Below are 18,584 nucleotides of genomic sequence, written 5' to 3'. Positions count from 1 at the left end.
ATTGTGATAGCCAACAACCTTTATCCATCAGGGGTCATTCCCCGGTGGTTTTATCTCAGAAGCACGCTGGTTGCGGCCAGGGAGTGAACGATGAAAGAGCTACTCAATATTCTAAGAAACACACGCCAGCACTTGATGACCGGCGTCTCCCATATGATCCCGTTTGTGGTCGCCGGCGGCATTTTGCTGGCTATCTCCGTGATGCTGTATGGCAAAGGGGCTGTCCCCGATGCGGCGACGGACCCTAACCTGAAAAAACTGTTTGATATCGGCGTGGCCGGATTGACGTTGATGGTGCCTTTCCTGGCGGCCTATATCGGCTACTCCATCTCGGATCGCTCCGCGCTGGCTCCCTCGGCGATTGGGGCCTGGGTAGGCGCATCCTTCGGGGCTGGTTTCTTCGGGGCGATCATCGCTGGCCTGCTGGGCGGGATTATTGTGTTCTATCTCAAGAAGATCCCGGTGCCGAAGATCCTGCGCTCGGTGATGCCGATCTTCGTGATCCCAATCATCGGCACCCTGCTTACCGCAGGCATCATGATGTGGGGCCTGGGTGAACCGGTTGGCGCTCTGACCAACGGCCTGACCCACTGGCTGCAAGGTATGCAGCAGGGCAGCATCGTCGTGCTGGCCATCATCATGGGCCTGATGTTGGCGTTTGACATGGGCGGCCCGGTTAACAAGGTGGCCTACGCCTTTATGCTGATCTGCGTCGCTCAGGGAGTGTATTCGGTGGTCGCCATCGCGGCCGTTGCCATCGCCACCCCACCGCTCGGCCTGGGATTCGCCACGCTGATTGGCCGCAAATACTACACCCCAGAAGAGCGCGAAGCGGGTAAAGCTGCACTGCTGATGGGCTGCGTCGGCGTTACCGAAGGGGCTATCCCGTTCGCCGCTGCCGATCCGCTGCGCGTGATCCCCTCCATCATGATTGGTTCTGCCTGCGCCGCCGTGACGGCCGCGTTGGTGGGTGCACAGTGCTACGCCGGTTGGGGTGGTCTGATTGTGCTGCCAGTCGTTGAAGGCAAGCTGGGCTTCGTAGCCGCGCTGCTGGTGGGCATGGTGGTCACCGCCCTGCTGGTTAACCTGCTGAAAAGCTTTGCTGCCAAGAAACAGGCTACTAAAGTCGCCCAGGATGATCTGGACTTGGATTTCGAAATTAACTGAATAAATACGCTCTCAAGCTACGTCTTGAGAGATGACGGGTATCGTTGAGGAACTAAATATGACCATGATTATCGCTGTAACCGCTTGTCCATCTGGCGTTGCCCATACCTACATGGCTGCCGAGGCCATCGAGCGTTCCGCCAAAGCGCAAGGCTGGCAGTGCAAAGTTGAAACCCAAGGCTCCATCGGCCTGGAAAACGAACTGACGGCCGAAGACGTGGTAGCCGCCGACGTGGTGATCCTGACCAAGGATATCGGCATCAAGTTTGAAGAACGTTTTAAAGGGAAAACCGTGGTACGCGTGGCCATCAGCGACGCGGTAAAACGAGCCGATGCCATCATGGAGAAGATTGCCGCCCATTTAGCGCAAAAGGCTTAACCGCTCAGCCAGCCCGGCACACGTGCCGGGTTTTCCCGCCCCATTACCGCACAAAAGGAAAATGTGATGATCTCCCGGATCGAACGTCTAAAAGCCGCCCTGTTCTCCGCCCCGCGTGAAATTTCACTCGAACGCGCACTGCTCTATACCGCCAGCCACCGGCAGACCGAGGGAGAACCCACCATCATCCGCCGTGCCAAGGCAACCGCCTATATTCTCGATCACGTGGCAATCACCCTGCGGGAAGATGAACTGATTGCCGGTAACCGTACGGTGAAGCCGCGGGCCGGGATCGTGTCGCCAGAGATGGACCCTTACTGGCTGCTGAAAGAACTGGATGCTTTCCCAACCCGTCCGCAGGATCGCTTTGCCATTTCCGAAGCGGACAAGCAGGTGTATCGCGAGCAGCTTTATCCTTATTGGGAAAAACGTTCAATGAAGGATTTCATCAACGGCCAGATGTCAGAGGAGGTTAAAGCCGCTACCCAGACCCAGATTTTCAGCGTCAACCAGACAGATAAGGGCCAGGGGCATATCATCATCGATTATCCGCGCCTGCTGAATAACGGCCTGGATAGCCTGCTAGCCGAACTGCAAAGTCATGCTGATCAGCAGCCAGACAACGCGTTTTATGCCGCAGCATTGTTATTGTTACAAGCATCGCAGCACCATATTCTGCGCTATGCCAGCCTGGCACGCCAAATGGCTGAGCAATGCAGCGATGAGGCTCGCCGCGCCGAGCTGCTGCGCATCGCTGAGATCTCCAGCCACAACGCCCACCACAAGCCGCAGGATTTCTACCAGGCGTGCCAGCTGTTCTGGTATATGAACATCATTTTGCAGTATGAATCCAACGCCAGTTCCCTGTCGCTGGGCCGCTTCGATCAGTATATGCTGCCGTTTTATCAAGCCTCCCTCAACCAGGGGCAGGATCCGGCCTTCCTGAAGGAGCTGCTGGAAAGCCTGTGGGTGAAATGCAACGATATCGTGCTGCTGCGCTCTACTTCCAGCGCTCGTTATTTCGCTGGGTTCCCTACCGGCTATACCATCTTGCTGGGCGGCCTGACGGAAACCGGCCGCAGCGCGGTCAACGTACTGTCTTTCCTGTGCCTGGATGCCTACCAGAATATCCGCCTGCCACAGCCGAACCTCGGTGTGCGGGTCAATGAGTTCATCGATCGGCCATTCCTGCTGAAAACCGCCGAAACCATCCGCCTCGGCACCGGTATTCCGCAAATCTTTAACGATGAAGTGGTGGTGCCAGCGTTCCTGAACCGTGGCGTCTCACTGGAAGATGCGCGTGATTATGCGGTAGTGGGCTGTGTTGAGCTGTCGATCCCAGGGCGCACCTACGGCCTGCACGACATTGCCATGTTCAACCTGCTGAAAGTGATGGAGTTGACGCTGCTGGATAACGAAGGCAACGCCAGCCTCACCTATCCGCAGTTGCTGGATCACATTCGCGAAAAGATCCGTCATTACGTCCGGCTGATGGCCGAAGGCAGCAACATCTGCGATATCGGCCACCGCGACTGGGCACCGGTGCCGCTGCTGTCTTCCTTTATCGATGACTGCCTGCAACACGGCAAAGACATCACCGAAGGCGGCGCACGCTACAACTTCTCCGGGGTACAAGGTATCGGCATCGCCAACCTGAGCGATTCGCTGTTTGCCCTGAAAGGCCTGGTGTTCGATCAACAGCGCCTGAGCTTTGATGAGCTACTGGCCACGCTGAAGGCCAACTTCGCCACACCGGAAGGGGAAAAGATCCGCGCACGGTTGATCAACCGCTTCGACAAATACGGCAATGATATCGACGAAGTTGACCTGATCAGCGCCGATTTGCTGCGATTTTACTGCAAAGAGGTGGAAAAGTACCGTAACCCGCGCGGCGGTCAATTTACCCCCGGCTCTTATACCGTTTCTGCCCACGTGCCATTGGGGGCGGTGGTGGGAGCCACACCAGACGGGCGCTATGCAGGGGAACAATTGGCGGACGGCGGGCTTTCGCCAATGCTCGGCCAGGATGGCCAGGGGCCGACGGCGGTGCTGAAATCGGTGAGCAAGCTGGATAACTACCTGCTCTCCAACGGTACGCTGCTAAACGTAAAATTCACCCCAAGTACGCTGGAAGGTCAGCAAGGGCTGAATAAACTGGCTGATTTCCTCGGGGCCTTTACCAAGCTCAAGCTACAACACGTGCAGTTCAACGTGGTGAATGCCGAAACGCTGAAGGAAGCGCAGGCCAGGCCACAGGACTTCGCCGGGCTGGTGGTGCGTGTTGCCGGCTATAGCGCATTCTTCGTGGAGCTGTCGAAGGAGATCCAGGATGACATCATCCGCCGTACAGCGCATCAACTGTAACCTGATCACGCCCGGGTTTTCCCGGGCGACACCCGCGGAGCCAATGGCCCGGATCTTCAATATTCAGCGTTATTCGCTGAACGACGGCCACGGTATCCGCACCGTGGTGTTTTTCAAAGGCTGCCCACATAGCTGCCCTTGGTGTGCCAACCCGGAGTCGATGTCCGGCAAGATCCATCGCGTACGCCGCGAGGCCAAATGCCTGCGCTGCCAGCCCTGCCTGAACGACGCACAGGAGTGCCCAAGCGGAGCGATGGAACTGATCGGGCAAAACATCACGCTGGAGGCGCTGTTACAGCAAATCCTCAAGGATGAGGTGTTTTATCGCACCTCCGGCGGCGGGGTGACGCTTTCCGGCGGTGAAGTGCTGATGCAGGCCGAGTTTGCCACCCAACTGTTGCAGCGCTTGCAGGCGTTGGGCATCAATACCGCCGTTGAAACCGCCGGAGATGCCTCGCAGGCCCAGGTGCTGGCCCTGGCAGAACACTGCGACCAAGTCCTGTTCGATCTGAAAATCATGGATGCCGAGGCCGCCAAACATCAGTTGAACATCAATCTGCCACGGGTGCTGGCAAACTTTACCGCGCTGGTGCAGCGCGGAGTTAACCTGATCCCGCGCCTGCCGTTAATACCCGGCTACACTTTGAGCACGGAGAATATGGCGCAGGTGCTGGCATTCCTGGCGCCTTTTGGGCTACAAGAGATCCATCTGCTGCCTTTTCATCAGTATGGCGAGGCGAAATATACCCTGCTGGGACGAGAATATGCCATGCGCGGCGTAGCGGCCCCGACAGAACAACAGATCGCCCCTTTGCAGATGATGGCGCAACAGGCAGGTTACCGGGTGATCATTGGCGGTTGAACAGCAGAAAAAGGGGCTGACATGACGATAAAACTCGTAGCGGTAACGGCCTGTATCAGCGGGGTCGCCCATACCTACATGGCTGCCGAGCGGCTGGAAAAACTGTGCGCGCAGGAGAAATGGCCGGTCAAAGTAGAAACCCAGGGTGCATTGGGGATTGAAAATTCGCTGACGGCGGACGATCTTGCCCAGGCCGACGTGGTGCTGTTGATCAGCGATATTCTGCTGGCGGAAAGTGAGCGTTTTGAGCACCACCGCTGCGTGCAGATCGGCATCAACACCTTTCTGCGCACGCCGGAGAAGGCGCTCAGTGCGGTACGCAAGGCCGCCGCTTCGCCCCAGGAAACGCATATCCGCGTAGTTTAACTACGGTGTTAGCCCCCCTCACCCTAACCCTCTCCCCAAGGAGAGGGGACCGATCGAGTATCTCTGAAATTATAGTTTTTCACCTTGGATGACGGGACGATCGCGTTCGCTGATATGGCCTCTTTACTTGCAAAAGAGCAAGGGCTATCAGCTCCCTCTCCCTGTGGGAGAGGGTTGGGGTGAGGGGCCCAGTTCACTGTGGTATTGACCGCGATACTCCGACGGGGAACGTTCGGTGTTCTTGCGAAACAGGCGGCAGAAATAGTTGCTGTCGACAAACCCGCAGGCGTGCGCCACCTCTTTCACCTTCATGTCATAGCGTTTGAGCAGGTGCTTCGCCTGCTCCAGCCGCACGTGATTAAGATATTCGTTAAACCCGATGCCACCGGCCTTCTGGAACAGATGAGAAAGGTAATTCGGTGAGATATAAAACGCCTGGGCCACCGACTCGCGGGTGAGCGGCTCACGATAATGTTCCTCCAGGTGACCCCGCACCGCATCAAACAGCGCCTGGCTGCGCGAGGCGGTTCTCACCGAGGTGCCAAACAGATCGAGCGCATGGCTCAGCAAGCCCTTTACCAGGAAACGCGCGGTAGGCTGATCGCTCTGATGCCAGGAGAGTTCGTTAAGCGCCTGCAACATGAACGACCCCACACGCGGGCCACGGCGCGCCACGTTATCCTTACCCAGCGGCAGCGTGTTTTCCCCATCCCAGCCCAGCAGGCTATAGCCGAGTTGCTGCTTGCCAAACAACAGGCTGAGCGTGGTTGTAGGTTGCTGCCAGCGCGGGCTGTTCCAGCCTTGCGCCGGGACAAACAGCACATCCCCCGGCAGCAGTATCTGTTGTTGCCGCACTCCCTGGCTGCCCTCCCACTCCATTTCCTGCTCCCCGTCCACCACCAGCTCAAGGCGTGGAAAGCCTACCTGATAAGCCAGCTCCGGGGCCGGATGTTGGTTACCGGCAAAATAAACCTGCCGGATCCCCTGCCCGTCATCGAGCAGCGGAGCCAACACGGCCACCAGCGGGTGTTTCATCGGGAATAATCCTTCAAACCAAGTGAACAACGAGACTTGATAATAACCAATAGCAGCGAGGAAAACGCGGGAGTAGAACAAGAAAAGGGCGCCAAAGCGCCCTTGAGTAAAATATCGTTTTTGGATCAGACCACCTGGTCGCGCAGACGCTGAGCCGCTAACACCATGTTGGCCAGCGACTGCCGGGTTTCTGGCCAGCCACGGGTTTTCAGGCCGCAGTCCGGGTTCACCCACAGGCGTTCCGCCGGGATATTCTGTGCCGCTTTACGCAGCAGCGCTTCGATCCATTCCACGCTTGGCACGTTCGGCGAGTGGATGTCGTAAACGCCCGGCCCGATTTCATTTGGATAGTCGAACTCTTTGAACGCTTCCAGCAGATCCATATCGGAACGAGAGGTTTCGATGGTGATCACATCTGCATCCAGAGCCGCGATAGAATCCATGATGTCGTTGAACTCGCAATAACACATGTGGGTGTGGATCTGGGTATCATCCTGCGCCACGGCGGCGTTCAGTTTGAAGGCATCCACCGCCCAGTCGAGGTACGCGGCCCAATCGGACTGGCGCAACGGCAGGCCTTCGCGCAGAGCAGGCTCGTCGATCTGGATAATACCGATACCGGCCTTCTCCAAGTCTTCCACTTCATCACGCAGCGCCAACGCAATCTGTTTGGCGATCACTTCACGGCTCACATCTTCACGCGGGAAGGACCAGCAAAGAATGGTCACCGGGCCGGTCAACATGCCTTTTACCGGCTTGTCGGTCAGCGACTGGGCAAACTTGGCCCACTCTACGGTGATGGCTTCCGGGCGGCTGATATCGCCAATAATCACCGGTGGTTTCACGCAGCGGGAACCGTAGCTCTGTACCCAACCGTTTTGGGTGAACACGAAGCCGTCCAGGTTTTCGCCGAAGTATTCCACCATGTCGTTACGCTCGGCTTCGCCGTGCACCAGCACATCCAGCCCCAGGCGTTCCTGCTCGGCGATGGCCTGCTTGATATGTTCGCCGATGCTGGTGCGGTAGTTACTCCCATCCAGGCGGCCCTGCTTGAAGTCCAGACGCAGGCCGCGGATTTCGGTGGTCTGCGGGAAGGAGCCGATGGTGGTGGTTGGCCAGGCTGGCAGGTTGAAGCGATCGCGCTGAGCCTGAGCACGTTGTTCATAAGGGCGCTGACGTTCGCTGTCTTTGGCAGTGATGGCCGCCAGGCGTTGCTCAACCTGCGCATTATGCACGCGGCTGGATTGGCGGCGGGCGCGGATTGGTGCGCTGTAGGCATCCAGTTTGGCTTGTTTATCTGCCCCTGGTGCATTCAGAGCTGAACTCAACAGCGCCAGTTCGGCGCATTTTTGCAGCGCAAAGGCGAACCAGCTTTTCACTTCTTCGTCCAGACGGCTTTCCACGCTCAGATCGATCGGGCTGTGCAGCAGCGAGCACGAGGTGCCGATCCACAGCGGGCGGCTACCAACCAGCGGCTGCAGGCGTTCAAACCAACTGCTCACATCAGCACGCCAGACGTTACGGCCATTGATCACCCCAAGCGACAGCACCCACTCTTTAGGCAACGCGTTGTTCAGGGCAGCAGCATCATCTTTGCCTGCGACCAGATCCACATGCAGCCCCTGCACCGGCAGTTCGCGGATGGTGTCGAGGTTATGGCCAATGCTGTCGAAATAGGTGGTCAGCAGCAGTTTGACCTGGCCTTGCAGCGCGGCGTAAGCCGGTTTAAAGGCCTCCAACCAGGCTTTAGGCAGTTCCAGCACCAGCGCAGGTTCGTCGATCTGTACCCACTCGATGCCGCGTTTGGCCAGCTCCGCCAGCACTTGCTGGTAGACCGGCAGGATATCGTTCAGCAGTGACAGACGGTCGAACTGCTCGCCCTTCACCTTGCCCAGCCACAGATAGGTTAACGGGCCCAACAGCACCGGCTTGATTTTGTGGCCCAGCGCCAACGCTTCGTCAACTTCATCCAGCAGTTGAGTCCAGCCCAGTTTGAACCGCTGGCCTTGAGTAAACTCAGGCACCATGTAGTGATAGTTGGTGTTAAACCATTTGGTCATTTCCGCCGCTGCCGCAGGTTCACCGGTGGGTGCGCGGCCACGGCCAATACGGAACAGGGTATCGAGATCGATCGAGCCATCTTTATTTTGGTGACGTGCCGGGACGTTGCCCAGCAGCAGGCTGGTGGTCAGCACGTGATCGTACCAGGCAAAATCGCCAACCGGCACCAAATCCACCCCGGCCTGCTGTTGTTGTTGCCAGTGACGAGCGCGCAGCTCGCGGCCAACCGCCAACAGCTCTTCCTGTGTTGAATTACCTGCCCAGTAACTTTCCTGCGCTTTTTTCAGTTCACGACGCAGACCAACGCGTGGAAAACCCAGTGTGTGATTTAGAATTGTCATCGTCATATTTCCCATTTAGCCGTCCAGATGTTTACACATCCATAATCCGCAGGTACTGTATGATCCACAAGCGCAATATTTTCACTGTCACTGTGAAGGACTCTCATGATCGAACTGAAACACTTACGGACCCTACAGGCTCTGCGTAATACCGGCTCCCTGGCCGCCGCCGCCGCACAGCTTCATCAGACACAGTCTGCTCTCTCGCATCAGTTCAGCGATCTGGAGCAGCGTCTGGGCTTTAAGCTGTTTGTTCGTAAAAGCCAGCCGCTGCGCTTTACCGCTCAGGGGGAGATCCTGCTACAGCTGGCAGAGCAGGTATTGCCGCAGATCCAACAGGCGCTGCAGGCCTGCCACGAACCGCATCAAACCACGCTGCGCATCGCCATCGAATGCCACAGCTGTATTCAGTGGCTGACGCCGGCGTTGGACAACTTCCGCTCCTATTTCCCGCAGGTGGTGATGGATTTCAAATCCGGCGTGACGTTCGATCCGCAACCAGCCCTGCAACAAGGTGAGCTGGATCTGGTGCTGACCTCTGACATCCTGCCGCGCAGCGGGCTGCACTATTCGCCGATGTTCGACTTTGAAGTCCGGCTGATCCTCGCTCCCGATCACCCGTTGGCCAATAAGCCGCACATTGAACCGGCAGACCTGAGTGATGAAGTGCTGATGATCTACCCGGTGCAGCGCCAACGGCTGGACATCTGGCGTCATTTCCTGCAGCCGGCAGGCGTCAGCCCGGCGCTGAAAAACGTCGATAACACGCTGTTATTGATTCAAATGGTGTCGGCCCGGATGGGGATCGCCGCGTTACCACACTGGGTGGTGGAGAGTTTTGAGCGCCAGGGGCTGGTCGTCACCAAGACGCTCGGGGATGGCCTGTGGAGCCGCTTGTATGCCGCTACCCGCGACGGTGAGCAGCGCCAAACGGTCACCGAAGCCTTTATCCGCTCGGCACGTCAGCACGCCTGCGAGCATCTGCCGTTCGTGCGTGATGCCGCCCGGCCGATGGGCAGCCTGCCAGACACCAAATCCTTAGCGTCTTTAAGCTAGCGACCAGCCGCTTTCGGCGCGACCCAGCGGCGATGTACCCATAGCGAGGCGACAATCACCGAGCCACCGATAATAAAGCTGGCCCAGTGCGGCTGCTGATGCCAAACAGCAAAATTAACCAGCAGGCCCGCGGGCACATGCATATTGTTCATGATGCCCAACGTACCAGCATCCACCTGTGTCGCCCCGTAGTTCCACATAAAGTAGCCCAATCCGGAAGCCACCACGCCCAGCCAAACCAAAATGCCCCATTGCAGGTTGGTGGTTGGCAGTTGGTTCGGATTACCCCACAGGAACCAGGCGACCACCGCTACTGCCGCCGCGCCCAGATAGAACCAGGAAAATGCCGTATGTTGCGGCAGCGGGTGTACTTCCATCAGGCGTTTGTAACCCACCATGCCGATGGCGAAGCTGATATTCGCCGCCTGCACCAGCAGCAGCCCCCACCAGAAGTGATCGCTCAGTTGGTGGTAGCGGATAATCGCCGCCCCCAGCACGGCCAGCAACGCGCTGAACAGATAGCCCCAACGCAGACGGCGGCCGCTGATCAGATCGTAAATCAGCGTGATGTACAGCGGCGTCAGCACCGTAAACAGCAGGAATTCCGACACGCTCAGATAGAGAAAAGCACGGAAGCTAATCAGATACATGATACCAAGCTGGAAGGCACCCACCAGCATATACAGCAGGATCACTTTCAGCTTGATGTTGCGCCAGCGCAGGAACGGCAGAAACACCAGCGCAGCCAGCCCAACGCGCATCAGCACCGAGAACCAGCTGTCGACATTGCCTGCCAGGTATTCGCCGATCAGGCTAAAAGAAAATGCCCATAAAATGGTGGTAATAACCAGAAGCAGCACGACAAGTTCACCCTAAAAGATCCGAAAGGGCGATTGTAGCGGAAGCAGAACAACAATGTGGCGCAAAGGAGGTTTACGTTTGAATGTAAAATAAACTAACGGCAATTTTGCCTGACTACGTTAGGCTTAAGACTATCGGGAGAACCGGAGGTAAACATGAAACGTCACCTTATTATCACCGCCCTGCTGTGGCTACCTTGGCTGGCTGCGGCGGAAAACGGGGTCACTACGCTCAGCCAGCAACAGCACTTTCTCAACCAGCGCGACCAGCAGGCACAGCAGCAGCGCATGCTGAACAACCAGCAGATGGAGCAGCGCCAGCAGCAGGGTTATCCGCTCAAGGCCAACCAGCCGAAAATGCTGCCCTATAACGGCAATAACAACCCGATGCAGCCACAGATGACCACTGGCAAGATGCTGCAAAACGGCAATCAGCCGGTTAATCCCTTTAACCAGACTGCTCCGGTAATACCGCAGGCACCGCTCCCGGCTACACCCTTACCCCCATAACGGTGAGGATTAACGGGGTGGTGATCGCCGCCAGCGCAGTGGACATCACCAGGCTGGTAGCGGCAGGGCCCGTTAGAACGTTAAATTGGCGTGACATCAGGTAGACATTCACCCCCACCGCCATGGAGCCCAGCAGTACCACAACACGGGTCTCCATTGGGGGTAAATCCATTGACCAAGCCAGCAGCCAGACCACCATCGGCTGGACGATCAGCTTGAGAAAGCAGATGGCGCTGCTCAGTTGCCAGCCTTCGCTGATACGGTATTCCGCCAGCCCCATACCGAGCACCACCAGCGACAGCGGAGCCGCCACCTGGCCCAGCATGCTGACCGGTTGATCGACAAACACCGGCAGTGGCAGGCCGGTCAGGCTGAACAGCGTGCCAGACAGGATGCCGATAATCAGCGGGTTGGTCAGCACGCTGCGCGCCGTTTTGATAAAGCCTTGCAGCGTGGGAGAGCCATTACGTGCCCATTCGATGGAGATGGTCACCAACGTCCACAGAATCAGGCCGTTGAATACCAACACCAGAGCCACTGATGGGATGGCCTCCTCTCCCAGCATCACCGTGGCGATCGGCAGGCCAAGCATGACGTTATTGGAGAAAATGCCGCCCAGAGCGAATACCGACCCCGAAACGCCGTCCAGCTTGAAGATCCGCCGTGCGGCAATGCGGCCGATTACGAAGACGATCAGGCAACTGCCGAAGAAGGCGATCAGCAGGCGGGCATCCACTGCTGGACGTTGCGAGAAATCGCACATCATGCGAAACAACATGGCAGGCAGGGCGAGGGAAAACACAAAGCGGGTCAGGCCATCGGTGATGGCAGATGGCCACTTTCCCCAGCGGATAAGGCCATATCCCAGCACGATCAGCACAAATAACGGCAAAGACAGCACTATCTGGTGCCACAGCGAAACAATAAAGGCAGGCATCGCATCCCTTCCGATGGCGCGGCGGCAACGGGCTGACGTCGCTATGTTCTGGTTTAGTCAAAGTGAATGGCCCTCACCCTAACCCTCTCTCTGTACAGACCGGGGACATGGTAGACAGGTGTTCAAGGACATGGTGAACACTTTTTAACATCCTTTACCCATGATGATCGACCTATTTCTCAGGTCGATCATCCCCACTTTCGTGCTGTACCACCATATCTCGTAGTAGCCCTCTCTCTCACTTTCCTTCAGCCCGACATATTCACCGATAAAGGCCTTGCCCACTTTCAGACCCATCCCTTTCAGGCTCAGTTTTCCACTGACATCCACTTTCCTGACCAGGACCCCCTCGTCATACTCGGCTGCCGCCGGATTGCCATTGTACTGTCGCGATGAAGGCTGATAACGGGACGCTGGCACCGCCATTGACAGGGCTTCGTGTGGGCGTTCCAGGTTGTAGGTATCTCGCCAGGCGTCGAACACCTCCTGCAACTGCGCGGCATGGGTAAACCACCGTCCCTGCAGGAGCTCTGCCTTCAGGCTGCGGTGGAAGCGCTCCAGCTTACCCTGAGTCTGAGGATGATAAGGCCGAGAGTGACCCACCCGGATACCCTGACGCATCAGCCACAGTTCCAGCGCGGTCCAACTGCCCGTCGTGTCGCCCCAGGGGGCACCATTATCCATGGTCATTCTCTCCGGCAAGCCATAACGTTCGAACACCGCTATCAACTGTGACTGCACGGTGACACGTCGCTCGTCCGGGCAGTGCGCCAGACAGAGCGAGAAGCGCGAATGGTCATCCAGCAAGGTCAGCGGATGACAACGCCCTTCGGCGAAGGGGAAGTGGCCTTTAAAGTCCATCTGCCAGAGTCGGTTCGGGGCGTCATGTTCAAAGCGTCCGACGGTGGGCGCCGGTGACGGACCGCCTGGTAGCAGGTCATGGCGGCGCATGAGGTTATGCACGGTGCTGGCGGCCGGTAACGTATGCCCCTGCATCTCGAGCCACCGCTTGAGCTTGCGTGCGCCCCACATCGGATGGGCCAGGTGTGCAGCGCGGAGATGTTGGACAACGGTGTCAGAGGTTCTGCTGGGGGAATGGTGTGGCACTCGAGAACGTTCGTTCAGACCGGCGCGCCCATCAGAGTGCCAGCGATGTAACCACTTGTATGCGGTAGCAGGCGCTATGCCGAACTGACGGCATAGCGCGCGGATATTAGCGCCTTCTTGCGAGGCGAAAAGCACAAACTCGGTACGTAATGACATGGCAGATCTCTCATCCCACGGCATAAGCAACTCCACTCAGAAGTACTCATACCTATGTTGTAAGTGTCTACCATGTCCCCGAACAAGTGTTCATGATGTCCCCGGTCTGTACACTCCCACAGGGAGAGGGGACCGATCGAGCTCGCTGATACTCCGGAGAAATTCAGGCTAATCCAGTGTACAGACTGCCATCAGAATCCGATCGAACTCTCTGATACCCCGGAAGAAACTCTGGCTAACACAGTGCACTGACTGGCTCCCTCTCCCTGTGGGAGAGGGTCGGGGTGAGGGGTCATCTTTATCTACTAAATTAACCGTTTAAAAATCCGGACCGATCACATCTATCCGGTCGGTGCAAATACAGTCAACGCCCCAATTCAATAACAAACGCGCCCGCTCCGGTTGATTGACGGTATACACCAGAATACGCAGCCCGGCATCTTTCAACGCCGCGACACGTTCAGCGGTCAGTTCTTTATGATTAATATGCAGCGAGACACAGCCCAGGCGCTCGGTCAGCCCCCGCCAATTGTCATCCCACTTGTCCAGCAACAGGCCGCGCGGCAGTTCTGGAGCGGTCTGCTGCGCCGCTGCCAGAGCTTCCACCGAGAATGAAGAAAGCAGCGGATCGGTTTGCCCTTGCCACAACATGCTGGCGGCAAAGGCCACCACCCGCCCAGTTTCCTCGTCGCTGCCGGTGGTTGGCTTGATTTCAATATTGGCCATCATGCCGTGCTGCTTACAGCGCTCCGCCACGTCAGACAGCAGCGGCAAACGCTCCCCTTTAAAGGCCGAGCTGTACCAGTCACCGGCATCCAGTTCGACCAGTTTTTCCCATGGCAGTTCGCCCGCCACGCCCCAGCCGTTGCTAGTGCGTTCGAGCGTGTCATCATGCAGCAGGAAAATCTGCCCGTCCTGCGCCAGTTTGGCGTCAAACTCAATCATCTTGTGGCCATGACGTGCGCCGACATCAATCGCCGCCAGGGTATTTTCCGGTGCCAGAGAACCGCCGCCGCGATGGGCGACAATATGGGGATAAGGCCAGGCTGTAGTCATCAATCCATCCGTGTTCCGCTGTGGGTAGCAAAAAAGTGCAGCGCCGACGCAGGCAGCTGTAAATACAGGGTACTGCCCGCAGGCGGCAGGGTTTCATGGCTCAGGCGGACGATCACGCCTGAACTCCCCCATTGACCGTGTGCCAGATTATCGGCACCGAGCAGTTCCAGCGTTTGCAGCTCTAGCGGGATCCCGCCCTGCTCGCGCGTACTCAGTTGAATATGCTCCGGTCGGATACCCAACGTCAACTCCTGTCCACCCCACTGTGGCCGAGGCTCTGGCAGATCCAGTGCCATGCCACCGGTCAGTTGCAGTTGTTTGCCGTCCACACTCAGCGTGCCAGGCAACAAGTTCATCGCCGGGGAACCGATAAAGCTGGCGACAAACAGCGTCGCCGGACGTTGATAAACCTCGCTCGGCGTACCAATTTGCTCCGCCACACCTTTATTCATCACTATCACCCGCTGCGCCAGCGTCATCGCTTCAACCTGATCGTGGGTGACATACAGGCTGGTGGTTTTCAGGCGGCGATGCAGCTGCTGCAATTCCAGGCGCATCTGGACACGCAATTTGGCGTCCAGGTTGGAGAGCGGTTCATCAAACAGGAACACCGCCGGTTCGCGCACAATCGCGCGCCCCATCGCCACCCGCTGGCGCTGGCCACCGGAAAGCTCACGCGGTTTGCGTTGCAACAGCGGTTCCAACTCGAGAATACGCGCGGCCTCTTCTACCCGCTGACGGATGTGCTGTTTGCCAAAGCCACGGATTTTCAGGCCATAGGCCATGTTGTCGTACACGCTCATATGCGGATACAGCGCGTAGTTCTGGAACACCATGGCGATGCCGCGATCTTTCGGTTCCAGATCGGTCACGCGCTGGCTATCAATATAGATATCCCCGCTGGTGGTGCGCTCCAGGCCGGCCACCATCCGCAGCAGCGTCGATTTGCCACAGCCGGAGGGGCCAACCATCACAATAAATTCGCCGTCAGCCACGTCGAGATCGATCTGCTTGATCACCGGCGTTTTGCCGTCGTAAGACTTGGTGACTGCCTGTAGTTTTAAACCTGCCATATTCGTTACTTCTCGCTATCTACCAGACCGCGCACAAACCAGCGCTGCATCAGAAGAACCACCGCCAACGGCGGGATCAAAGTCAACATCATTGCCGCCATCACCTGATTCCACTGGGTCGGCGCGCCGGAGGTGGAAATCATGCTGCGGATCCCCGCCACCGCCGTGCTCATCGAGGCGTCACTGGTGACCAGGATCGGCCAAAGATACTGATTCCAGCCGTAAATAAAGGTGATGACAAACAGCGCCGCCAGATTGGTTTTCGACAGCGGCAGTACGATGTCCCAAAAGAAGCGCATCGGCCCGGCTCCGTCGATACGGGCGGCCTCCAGCAGCTCATCCGGCAGGGTCATAAAGAACTGACGCAGCAGGAAGGTGGCCGTGGCCGATGCCATCAGCGGCAGCGTGAGTCCGGTGTAGCTATCCAGCAGGTTGAGGTTGGAGATCACTTCCACCGTCGGGAAGATACGCACCTCGACCGGCAGCATCAGCGTCATGAAGATCAGCCAGAAGAACAGGCTGCGCAGCGGAAAACGGAAATAGACGATGGCATAGGCGGACAGCACCGAGACCACGATCTTGCCGCAGGTGATCGCCAGCGCCATGATCACACTGTTGAGCAGCAGCATCGAGAACGGCACCTTGAGGGTGCCCACTCCGCCCTGCCAGATATGGCGGATGTTGTCCCAAAGGTGCCCTCCGGGGACCAGCGTCATAGGCACCTGGAACACCTGCTGATCGTCCAGCGTGGCGGCCACAAAGGCCACATACAGCGGGAACAGCACCACCAGCACGCCAACAATCAGCATCGTATGGCTGAAGATATCCAGCCCGCGTCGGTTCTCAATCATTGGTAGCGCACCTTACGTTCGACAAAGCGGAACTGGATCACCGTCAGGCCAATCACCAGCAGCATCAGCACCACCGACTGCGCCGCCGAACTGGACAGATCCAGACCAGCAAAGCCTTCACGATAGATTTTGTACACCAGCGTGGTGGTCGACTGTACCGGCCCACCGCCGGTAGCGGCGTCGATCACCGGGAAGGTGTCGAAGAAGGCATACACCAGGTTGACCACCAGCAGGAAGAAGCTCACCGGCGTGATCAGCGGCAGCACTAGGTTGAAGAAACGCCGCACCGGGCCAGCCCCGTCGATCGCCGCCGCTTCCACCAAAGAACGCGGGATGGATTGCAATGCGGCCAGGAAAAACAGGAAGTTATAGCTGATTTGCTGCCACACCGATGCCAACACCACCAGGAACATCGCCTGTCCGCTGTTTTGCGCATGGTTCCAGTCGTAGCCGAAACCGGCGAGCACATGGGTGATCAGGCCCATGCCGGGGCTGAACAGGAAGATCCACAGCACCGCCGCTACCGCAGGGGCAACCGCATAGGGCAGGATCATCAAGGTCTGATAGAAACGGCTGCCGCGCAGCACATAGTCCACCAGCGCGGCAAAGAACAGCGATACCAGCAGGCCAACACCGGCCACCAGGAAGCTGAACAACAGCGTGGTGTAGAAAGAGTCCAGATAATACGGGTCCTGGAACAGCTGTGTGAAGTTGTCCAACCCGACAAACTGGCTGGAAAGGCCGAACGGATCGACGCTTTGTACCGAGTACCACAGCGCCTGACCGGCAGGCCACAGGAAGAACACGACGGTGATCAGCAGTTGTGGCAGCACCAACACATAGGGCAGCCAGCTACAGCCGAAGCCGGGACGGGATGATGACATAGGGTTAACCGTTAAATGGGGATGAGGGGGGGTATAAGCCCCTCACCCCAGCCCTCTCCCAAAGGGAGAGGGAGTGGATCGATGTCGTTTGGCAAAAGAACGCCCAATCTGACGCTTACTTGGTGGAAGCCTCGAAGCGGCGCAGCAACACGTCACCGCGCTGTACTGCAGCATCCAGCGCCTGCTGCGGGGTTTTCTTGTCGGTCCATACGCTTTCCAGCTCTTCATCCACCACGGTACGGATCTGCGGCATATTGCCCAGACGCAGCCCTTTGGTGAACGCCAACGGTGGCTTGTTCAGCATCTGGCGGGTGGCCACATCGGCCCCTGGGTTTTTGTCGTAGAAGCCCTGTTGCTTGGTCATATCAAAAGCGGCAGTGGTGATCGGCAGGTAGCCGGTCTTTTGATGCCATTCGGCGGCAATCTCAGGCTGGGCCAGATATTGCAGGAACTCCGCCACGCCTTTGTAGGTCGCCGCGTCTTTGCCGTTCATCACCCACAGGCTGGCCCCGCCGATAATGGCGTTCTGCGGTGCATTTTTGGCGTCAGCATCGTAAGGCATCATGCCCACGCCGAAATCAAACTTGGCGTATTTGCGGATGCTGGCCAGCGAGCCGGAAGAGGCGGTCGCCATGGCGCAGTCGCCGTTGTAGAACTTCTCGGTAGGTTCGTCCTTGCGGCCGAAGTAGGTGAAGTCGCCCTTCTTGTTCATGTCTTGCAGGAATTGAATATGCTTCACCTGCAGCGGCTGGTTGAACTCCAGCTTGGCACTGGTGCCACCAAAGCCGTTGTTTTCACTGGCGAACGGCACGCCATGCCAGGCGCTGAAGTTCTCCAGTTGGATCCACCCCAGCCAACCGCTGGTGTAGCCGCACTTCATGCCAGCCGCGCGCAGTTTGGCGGCATCGGCCGCCAATTCCTGCCAGGTTTTCGGTGGCTGATCCGGGTTCAAGCCCGCTTTCTTGAAGGCGTCTTTGTTGTAATACAGCACCGGAGTGGAGCTGTTGAAAGGCTGGGACAGCAGATGGCCGCTCTTGTTATCGGTGTAGTAACCGGCCACGGTCGGCACAAACACCGATTCGTCGAACTTGACGCCCGACTCCTGGAACACCTGATACACCGGTTTGATCGCCTTGCTCGCCATCATGGTGGCGGTGCCCACTTCATAGACTTGCAGGATCGCCGGTGCCTTGCCGGAACGGTAAGCAGCAATGCCCGCCGCCAGGCTCTGTTCGTAGTTGCCTTTATAAACCGGGACGATCTTCACATCGCTGTGAGTTTGGTTGAAACGGTCCGCCAGAGAATCCACTTCGGTGCCCAGTTCCCCTTCCATCGAATGCCAGAAGGGGATCTCGGTGGCAGCTATTGCATGGCCGCTGACCGCCAGGGCCAAGGTAACGCACAACGTGGTTTTTTTAATCGCGTGAGCAAACATGCCTAACTCCTGAAAAAGCGGGTGTGATCAAAACGCGTGAGCGAAAAGAAACAGTTTTTGTTCGGATGCTAAACATGCCATGCG

17 protein-coding genes are annotated in these 18,584 nt (G+C 57.7%); 7 read left to right on the top strand and 10 right to left on the bottom strand.

What is annotated here, in order from left to right; genetic code table 11:
• The first annotated feature begins 90 nt into the window (after positions 1–90).
• The 5 genes from KGP26_RS01670 to KGP26_RS01650 all read left to right on the top strand — a co-directional run bounded on the left by KGP26_RS01670 (position 91) and on the right by KGP26_RS01650 (position 5,138).
• On the top strand, positions 91–1,167 hold the full coding sequence (locus tag KGP26_RS01670) for a PTS fructose transporter subunit EIIC (protein ID WP_094983286.1): 1,077 nt from the start codon (positions 91–93) through the stop codon (positions 1,165–1,167).
• A gap of 58 nt (positions 1,168–1,225) precedes the next feature.
• A complete protein-coding gene (locus KGP26_RS01665) occupies positions 1,226–1,546 on the top strand; it encodes a PTS fructose-like transporter subunit IIB (protein ID WP_094983287.1) in 321 nt (106 codons plus the stop codon).
• A gap of 66 nt (positions 1,547–1,612) precedes the next feature.
• The gene (locus KGP26_RS01660) at positions 1,613–3,910 is read left to right on the top strand and encodes a formate C-acetyltransferase (RefSeq protein WP_223664940.1); all 2,298 of its coding nucleotides are present in this window, start codon (positions 1,613–1,615) and stop codon (positions 3,908–3,910) included.
• A complete protein-coding gene (locus KGP26_RS01655) occupies positions 3,876–4,772 on the top strand; it encodes a [formate-C-acetyltransferase]-activating enzyme (protein ID WP_218519980.1) in 897 nt (298 codons plus the stop codon). Before KGP26_RS01660 ends, KGP26_RS01655 begins: the two co-directional genes overlap by 35 nt.
• 21 nt (positions 4,773–4,793) lie before the next feature.
• The gene (locus tag KGP26_RS01650) at positions 4,794–5,138 is read left to right on the top strand and encodes a PTS fructose-like transporter subunit IIB (protein ID WP_021807973.1); all 345 of its coding nucleotides are present in this window, start codon (positions 4,794–4,796) and stop codon (positions 5,136–5,138) included.
• 147 nt (positions 5,139–5,285) lie between these two features.
• Here KGP26_RS01650 and KGP26_RS01645 read toward each other — a convergent pair whose 3' ends face one another.
• Both KGP26_RS01645 and metE read right to left on the bottom strand, forming a co-directional pair.
• On the bottom strand, positions 5,286–6,173 hold the full coding sequence (locus tag KGP26_RS01645; RefSeq protein WP_094983290.1) for an AraC family transcriptional regulator: 888 nt from the start codon (positions 6,171–6,173) through the stop codon (positions 5,286–5,288).
• A gap of 125 nt (positions 6,174–6,298) precedes the next feature.
• A complete protein-coding gene (metE, locus tag KGP26_RS01640) occupies positions 6,299–8,575 on the bottom strand; it encodes a 5-methyltetrahydropteroyltriglutamate--homocysteine S-methyltransferase (protein WP_223498726.1) in 2,277 nt (758 codons plus the stop codon).
• 105 nt (positions 8,576–8,680) lie between these two features.
• On the opposite strand from metE, the gene metR reads away from it, so the two are divergent.
• Positions 8,681–9,631: an HTH-type transcriptional regulator MetR gene (metR, locus tag KGP26_RS01635; RefSeq protein ID WP_021807976.1), complete on the top strand. Its 951-nt coding sequence runs from the start codon at positions 8,681–8,683 to the stop codon at positions 9,629–9,631.
• On the opposite strand, the gene KGP26_RS01630 is transcribed toward metR, so the two are convergent.
• Entirely contained in the window at positions 9,628–10,491 is an 864-nt protein-coding gene (locus tag KGP26_RS01630; protein WP_223664939.1) for a carboxylate/amino acid/amine transporter, read from the bottom strand. The genes metR and KGP26_RS01630 overlap by 4 nt on opposite strands.
• Positions 10,492–10,647: 156 nt before the next feature.
• Between KGP26_RS01630 and KGP26_RS01625 the strand changes: the two genes are divergently transcribed.
• Positions 10,648–11,001 (top strand): hypothetical protein, encoded by a 354-nt coding sequence (locus tag KGP26_RS01625; RefSeq protein ID WP_094983292.1) that lies wholly within the window; start codon positions 10,648–10,650, stop codon positions 10,999–11,001.
• Here KGP26_RS01625 and KGP26_RS01620 read toward each other — a convergent pair.
• The 7 genes from KGP26_RS01620 to ugpB form a co-directional block, all read right to left on the bottom strand.
• Positions 10,982–11,938, bottom strand: a complete 957-nt coding sequence (locus tag KGP26_RS01620) for an AEC family transporter (RefSeq protein ID WP_094983293.1) — start codon at positions 11,936–11,938, stop codon at positions 10,982–10,984. The two genes, KGP26_RS01625 and KGP26_RS01620, sit on opposite strands and share 20 nt — an antisense overlap.
• Before the next feature lie 144 nt (positions 11,939–12,082).
• Entirely contained in the window at positions 12,083–13,237 is a 1,155-nt protein-coding gene (locus KGP26_RS01615; protein ID WP_166733846.1) for an IS481 family transposase, read from the bottom strand.
• Positions 13,238–13,519: 282 nt separating this feature from the next.
• Complete coding sequence (gene ugpQ / locus KGP26_RS01610; RefSeq protein ID WP_223664938.1) at positions 13,520–14,257, bottom strand: glycerophosphodiester phosphodiesterase; 738 nt, start codon at positions 14,255–14,257, stop codon at positions 13,520–13,522.
• Positions 14,257–15,330 carry a sn-glycerol-3-phosphate import ATP-binding protein UgpC gene (locus tag KGP26_RS01605; RefSeq protein WP_021807984.1) on the bottom strand — a complete coding sequence of 358 codons (1,074 nt, stop codon included), beginning with the start codon at positions 15,328–15,330 and terminating at the stop codon, positions 14,257–14,259. The genes ugpQ and KGP26_RS01605 overlap by 1 nt, the downstream gene beginning before the upstream one ends.
• A gap of 5 nt (positions 15,331–15,335) precedes the next feature.
• Positions 15,336–16,181: a sn-glycerol-3-phosphate ABC transporter permease UgpE gene (ugpE, locus tag KGP26_RS01600; RefSeq protein ID WP_021181492.1), complete on the bottom strand. Its 846-nt coding sequence runs from the start codon at positions 16,179–16,181 to the stop codon at positions 15,336–15,338.
• Positions 16,178–17,065: a sn-glycerol-3-phosphate ABC transporter permease UgpA gene (gene ugpA / locus KGP26_RS01595; protein ID WP_021181493.1), complete on the bottom strand. Its 888-nt coding sequence runs from the start codon at positions 17,063–17,065 to the stop codon at positions 16,178–16,180. The genes ugpE and ugpA overlap by 4 nt, the downstream gene beginning before the upstream one ends.
• 115 nt (positions 17,066–17,180) lie before the next feature.
• Positions 17,181–18,500 (bottom strand): sn-glycerol-3-phosphate ABC transporter substrate-binding protein UgpB, encoded by a 1,320-nt coding sequence (gene ugpB, locus KGP26_RS01590; protein WP_021181494.1) that lies wholly within the window; start codon positions 18,498–18,500, stop codon positions 17,181–17,183.
• Positions 18,501–18,584 lie beyond the last annotated feature (84 nt).

Origin of the sequence: Serratia sp. JSRIV002, assembly GCF_019968725.1 — a bacterium.
GTDB lineage: Bacteria > Pseudomonadota > Gammaproteobacteria > Enterobacterales > Enterobacteriaceae > Chania > Chania fonticola_B.
The sequence above is the reverse complement of the archived record's forward strand: the minus strand, read 5'-3'. Positions and strand labels throughout refer to the sequence as shown.

Bases quoted from the DNA above. Each gene is read 5' to 3' on its own strand.
- ugpA (WP_021181493.1), bottom strand. From the start codon at position 17,065: ATGTCATCATCCCGTCCCGGCTTCGGCTGTAGCTGGCTGCCCTATGTG.
- KGP26_RS01665 (WP_094983287.1), top strand. From the start codon at position 1,226: ATGACCATGATTATCGCTGTAACCGCTTGTCCATCTGGCGTTGCCCAT.
- KGP26_RS01660 (WP_223664940.1), top strand. From the start codon at position 1,613: ATGATCTCCCGGATCGAACGTCTAAAAGCCGCCCTGTTCTCCGCCCCG.
- KGP26_RS01650 (WP_021807973.1), top strand. From the start codon at position 4,794: ATGACGATAAAACTCGTAGCGGTAACGGCCTGTATCAGCGGGGTCGCC.
- KGP26_RS01655 (WP_218519980.1), top strand. From the start codon at position 3,876: ATGACATCATCCGCCGTACAGCGCATCAACTGTAACCTGATCACGCCC.
- ugpB (WP_021181494.1), bottom strand. From the start codon at position 18,500: ATGTTTGCTCACGCGATTAAAAAAACCACGTTGTGCGTTACCTTGGCC.
- KGP26_RS01670 (WP_094983286.1), top strand. From the start codon at position 91: ATGAAAGAGCTACTCAATATTCTAAGAAACACACGCCAGCACTTGATG.
- KGP26_RS01625 (WP_094983292.1), top strand. From the start codon at position 10,648: ATGAAACGTCACCTTATTATCACCGCCCTGCTGTGGCTACCTTGGCTG.
- ugpQ (WP_223664938.1), bottom strand. From the start codon at position 14,257: ATGACTACAGCCTGGCCTTATCCCCATATTGTCGCCCATCGCGGCGGC.
- ugpE (WP_021181492.1), bottom strand. From the start codon at position 16,181: ATGATTGAGAACCGACGCGGGCTGGATATCTTCAGCCATACGATGCTG.
- metR (WP_021807976.1), top strand. From the start codon at position 8,681: ATGATCGAACTGAAACACTTACGGACCCTACAGGCTCTGCGTAATACC.
- KGP26_RS01645 (WP_094983290.1), bottom strand. From the start codon at position 6,173: ATGAAACACCCGCTGGTGGCCGTGTTGGCTCCGCTGCTCGATGACGGG.
- KGP26_RS01605 (WP_021807984.1), bottom strand. From the start codon at position 15,330: ATGGCAGGTTTAAAACTACAGGCAGTCACCAAGTCTTACGACGGCAAA.
- metE (WP_223498726.1), bottom strand. From the start codon at position 8,575: ATGACAATTCTAAATCACACACTGGGTTTTCCACGCGTTGGTCTGCGT.
- KGP26_RS01620 (WP_094983293.1), bottom strand. From the start codon at position 11,938: ATGCCTGCCTTTATTGTTTCGCTGTGGCACCAGATAGTGCTGTCTTTG.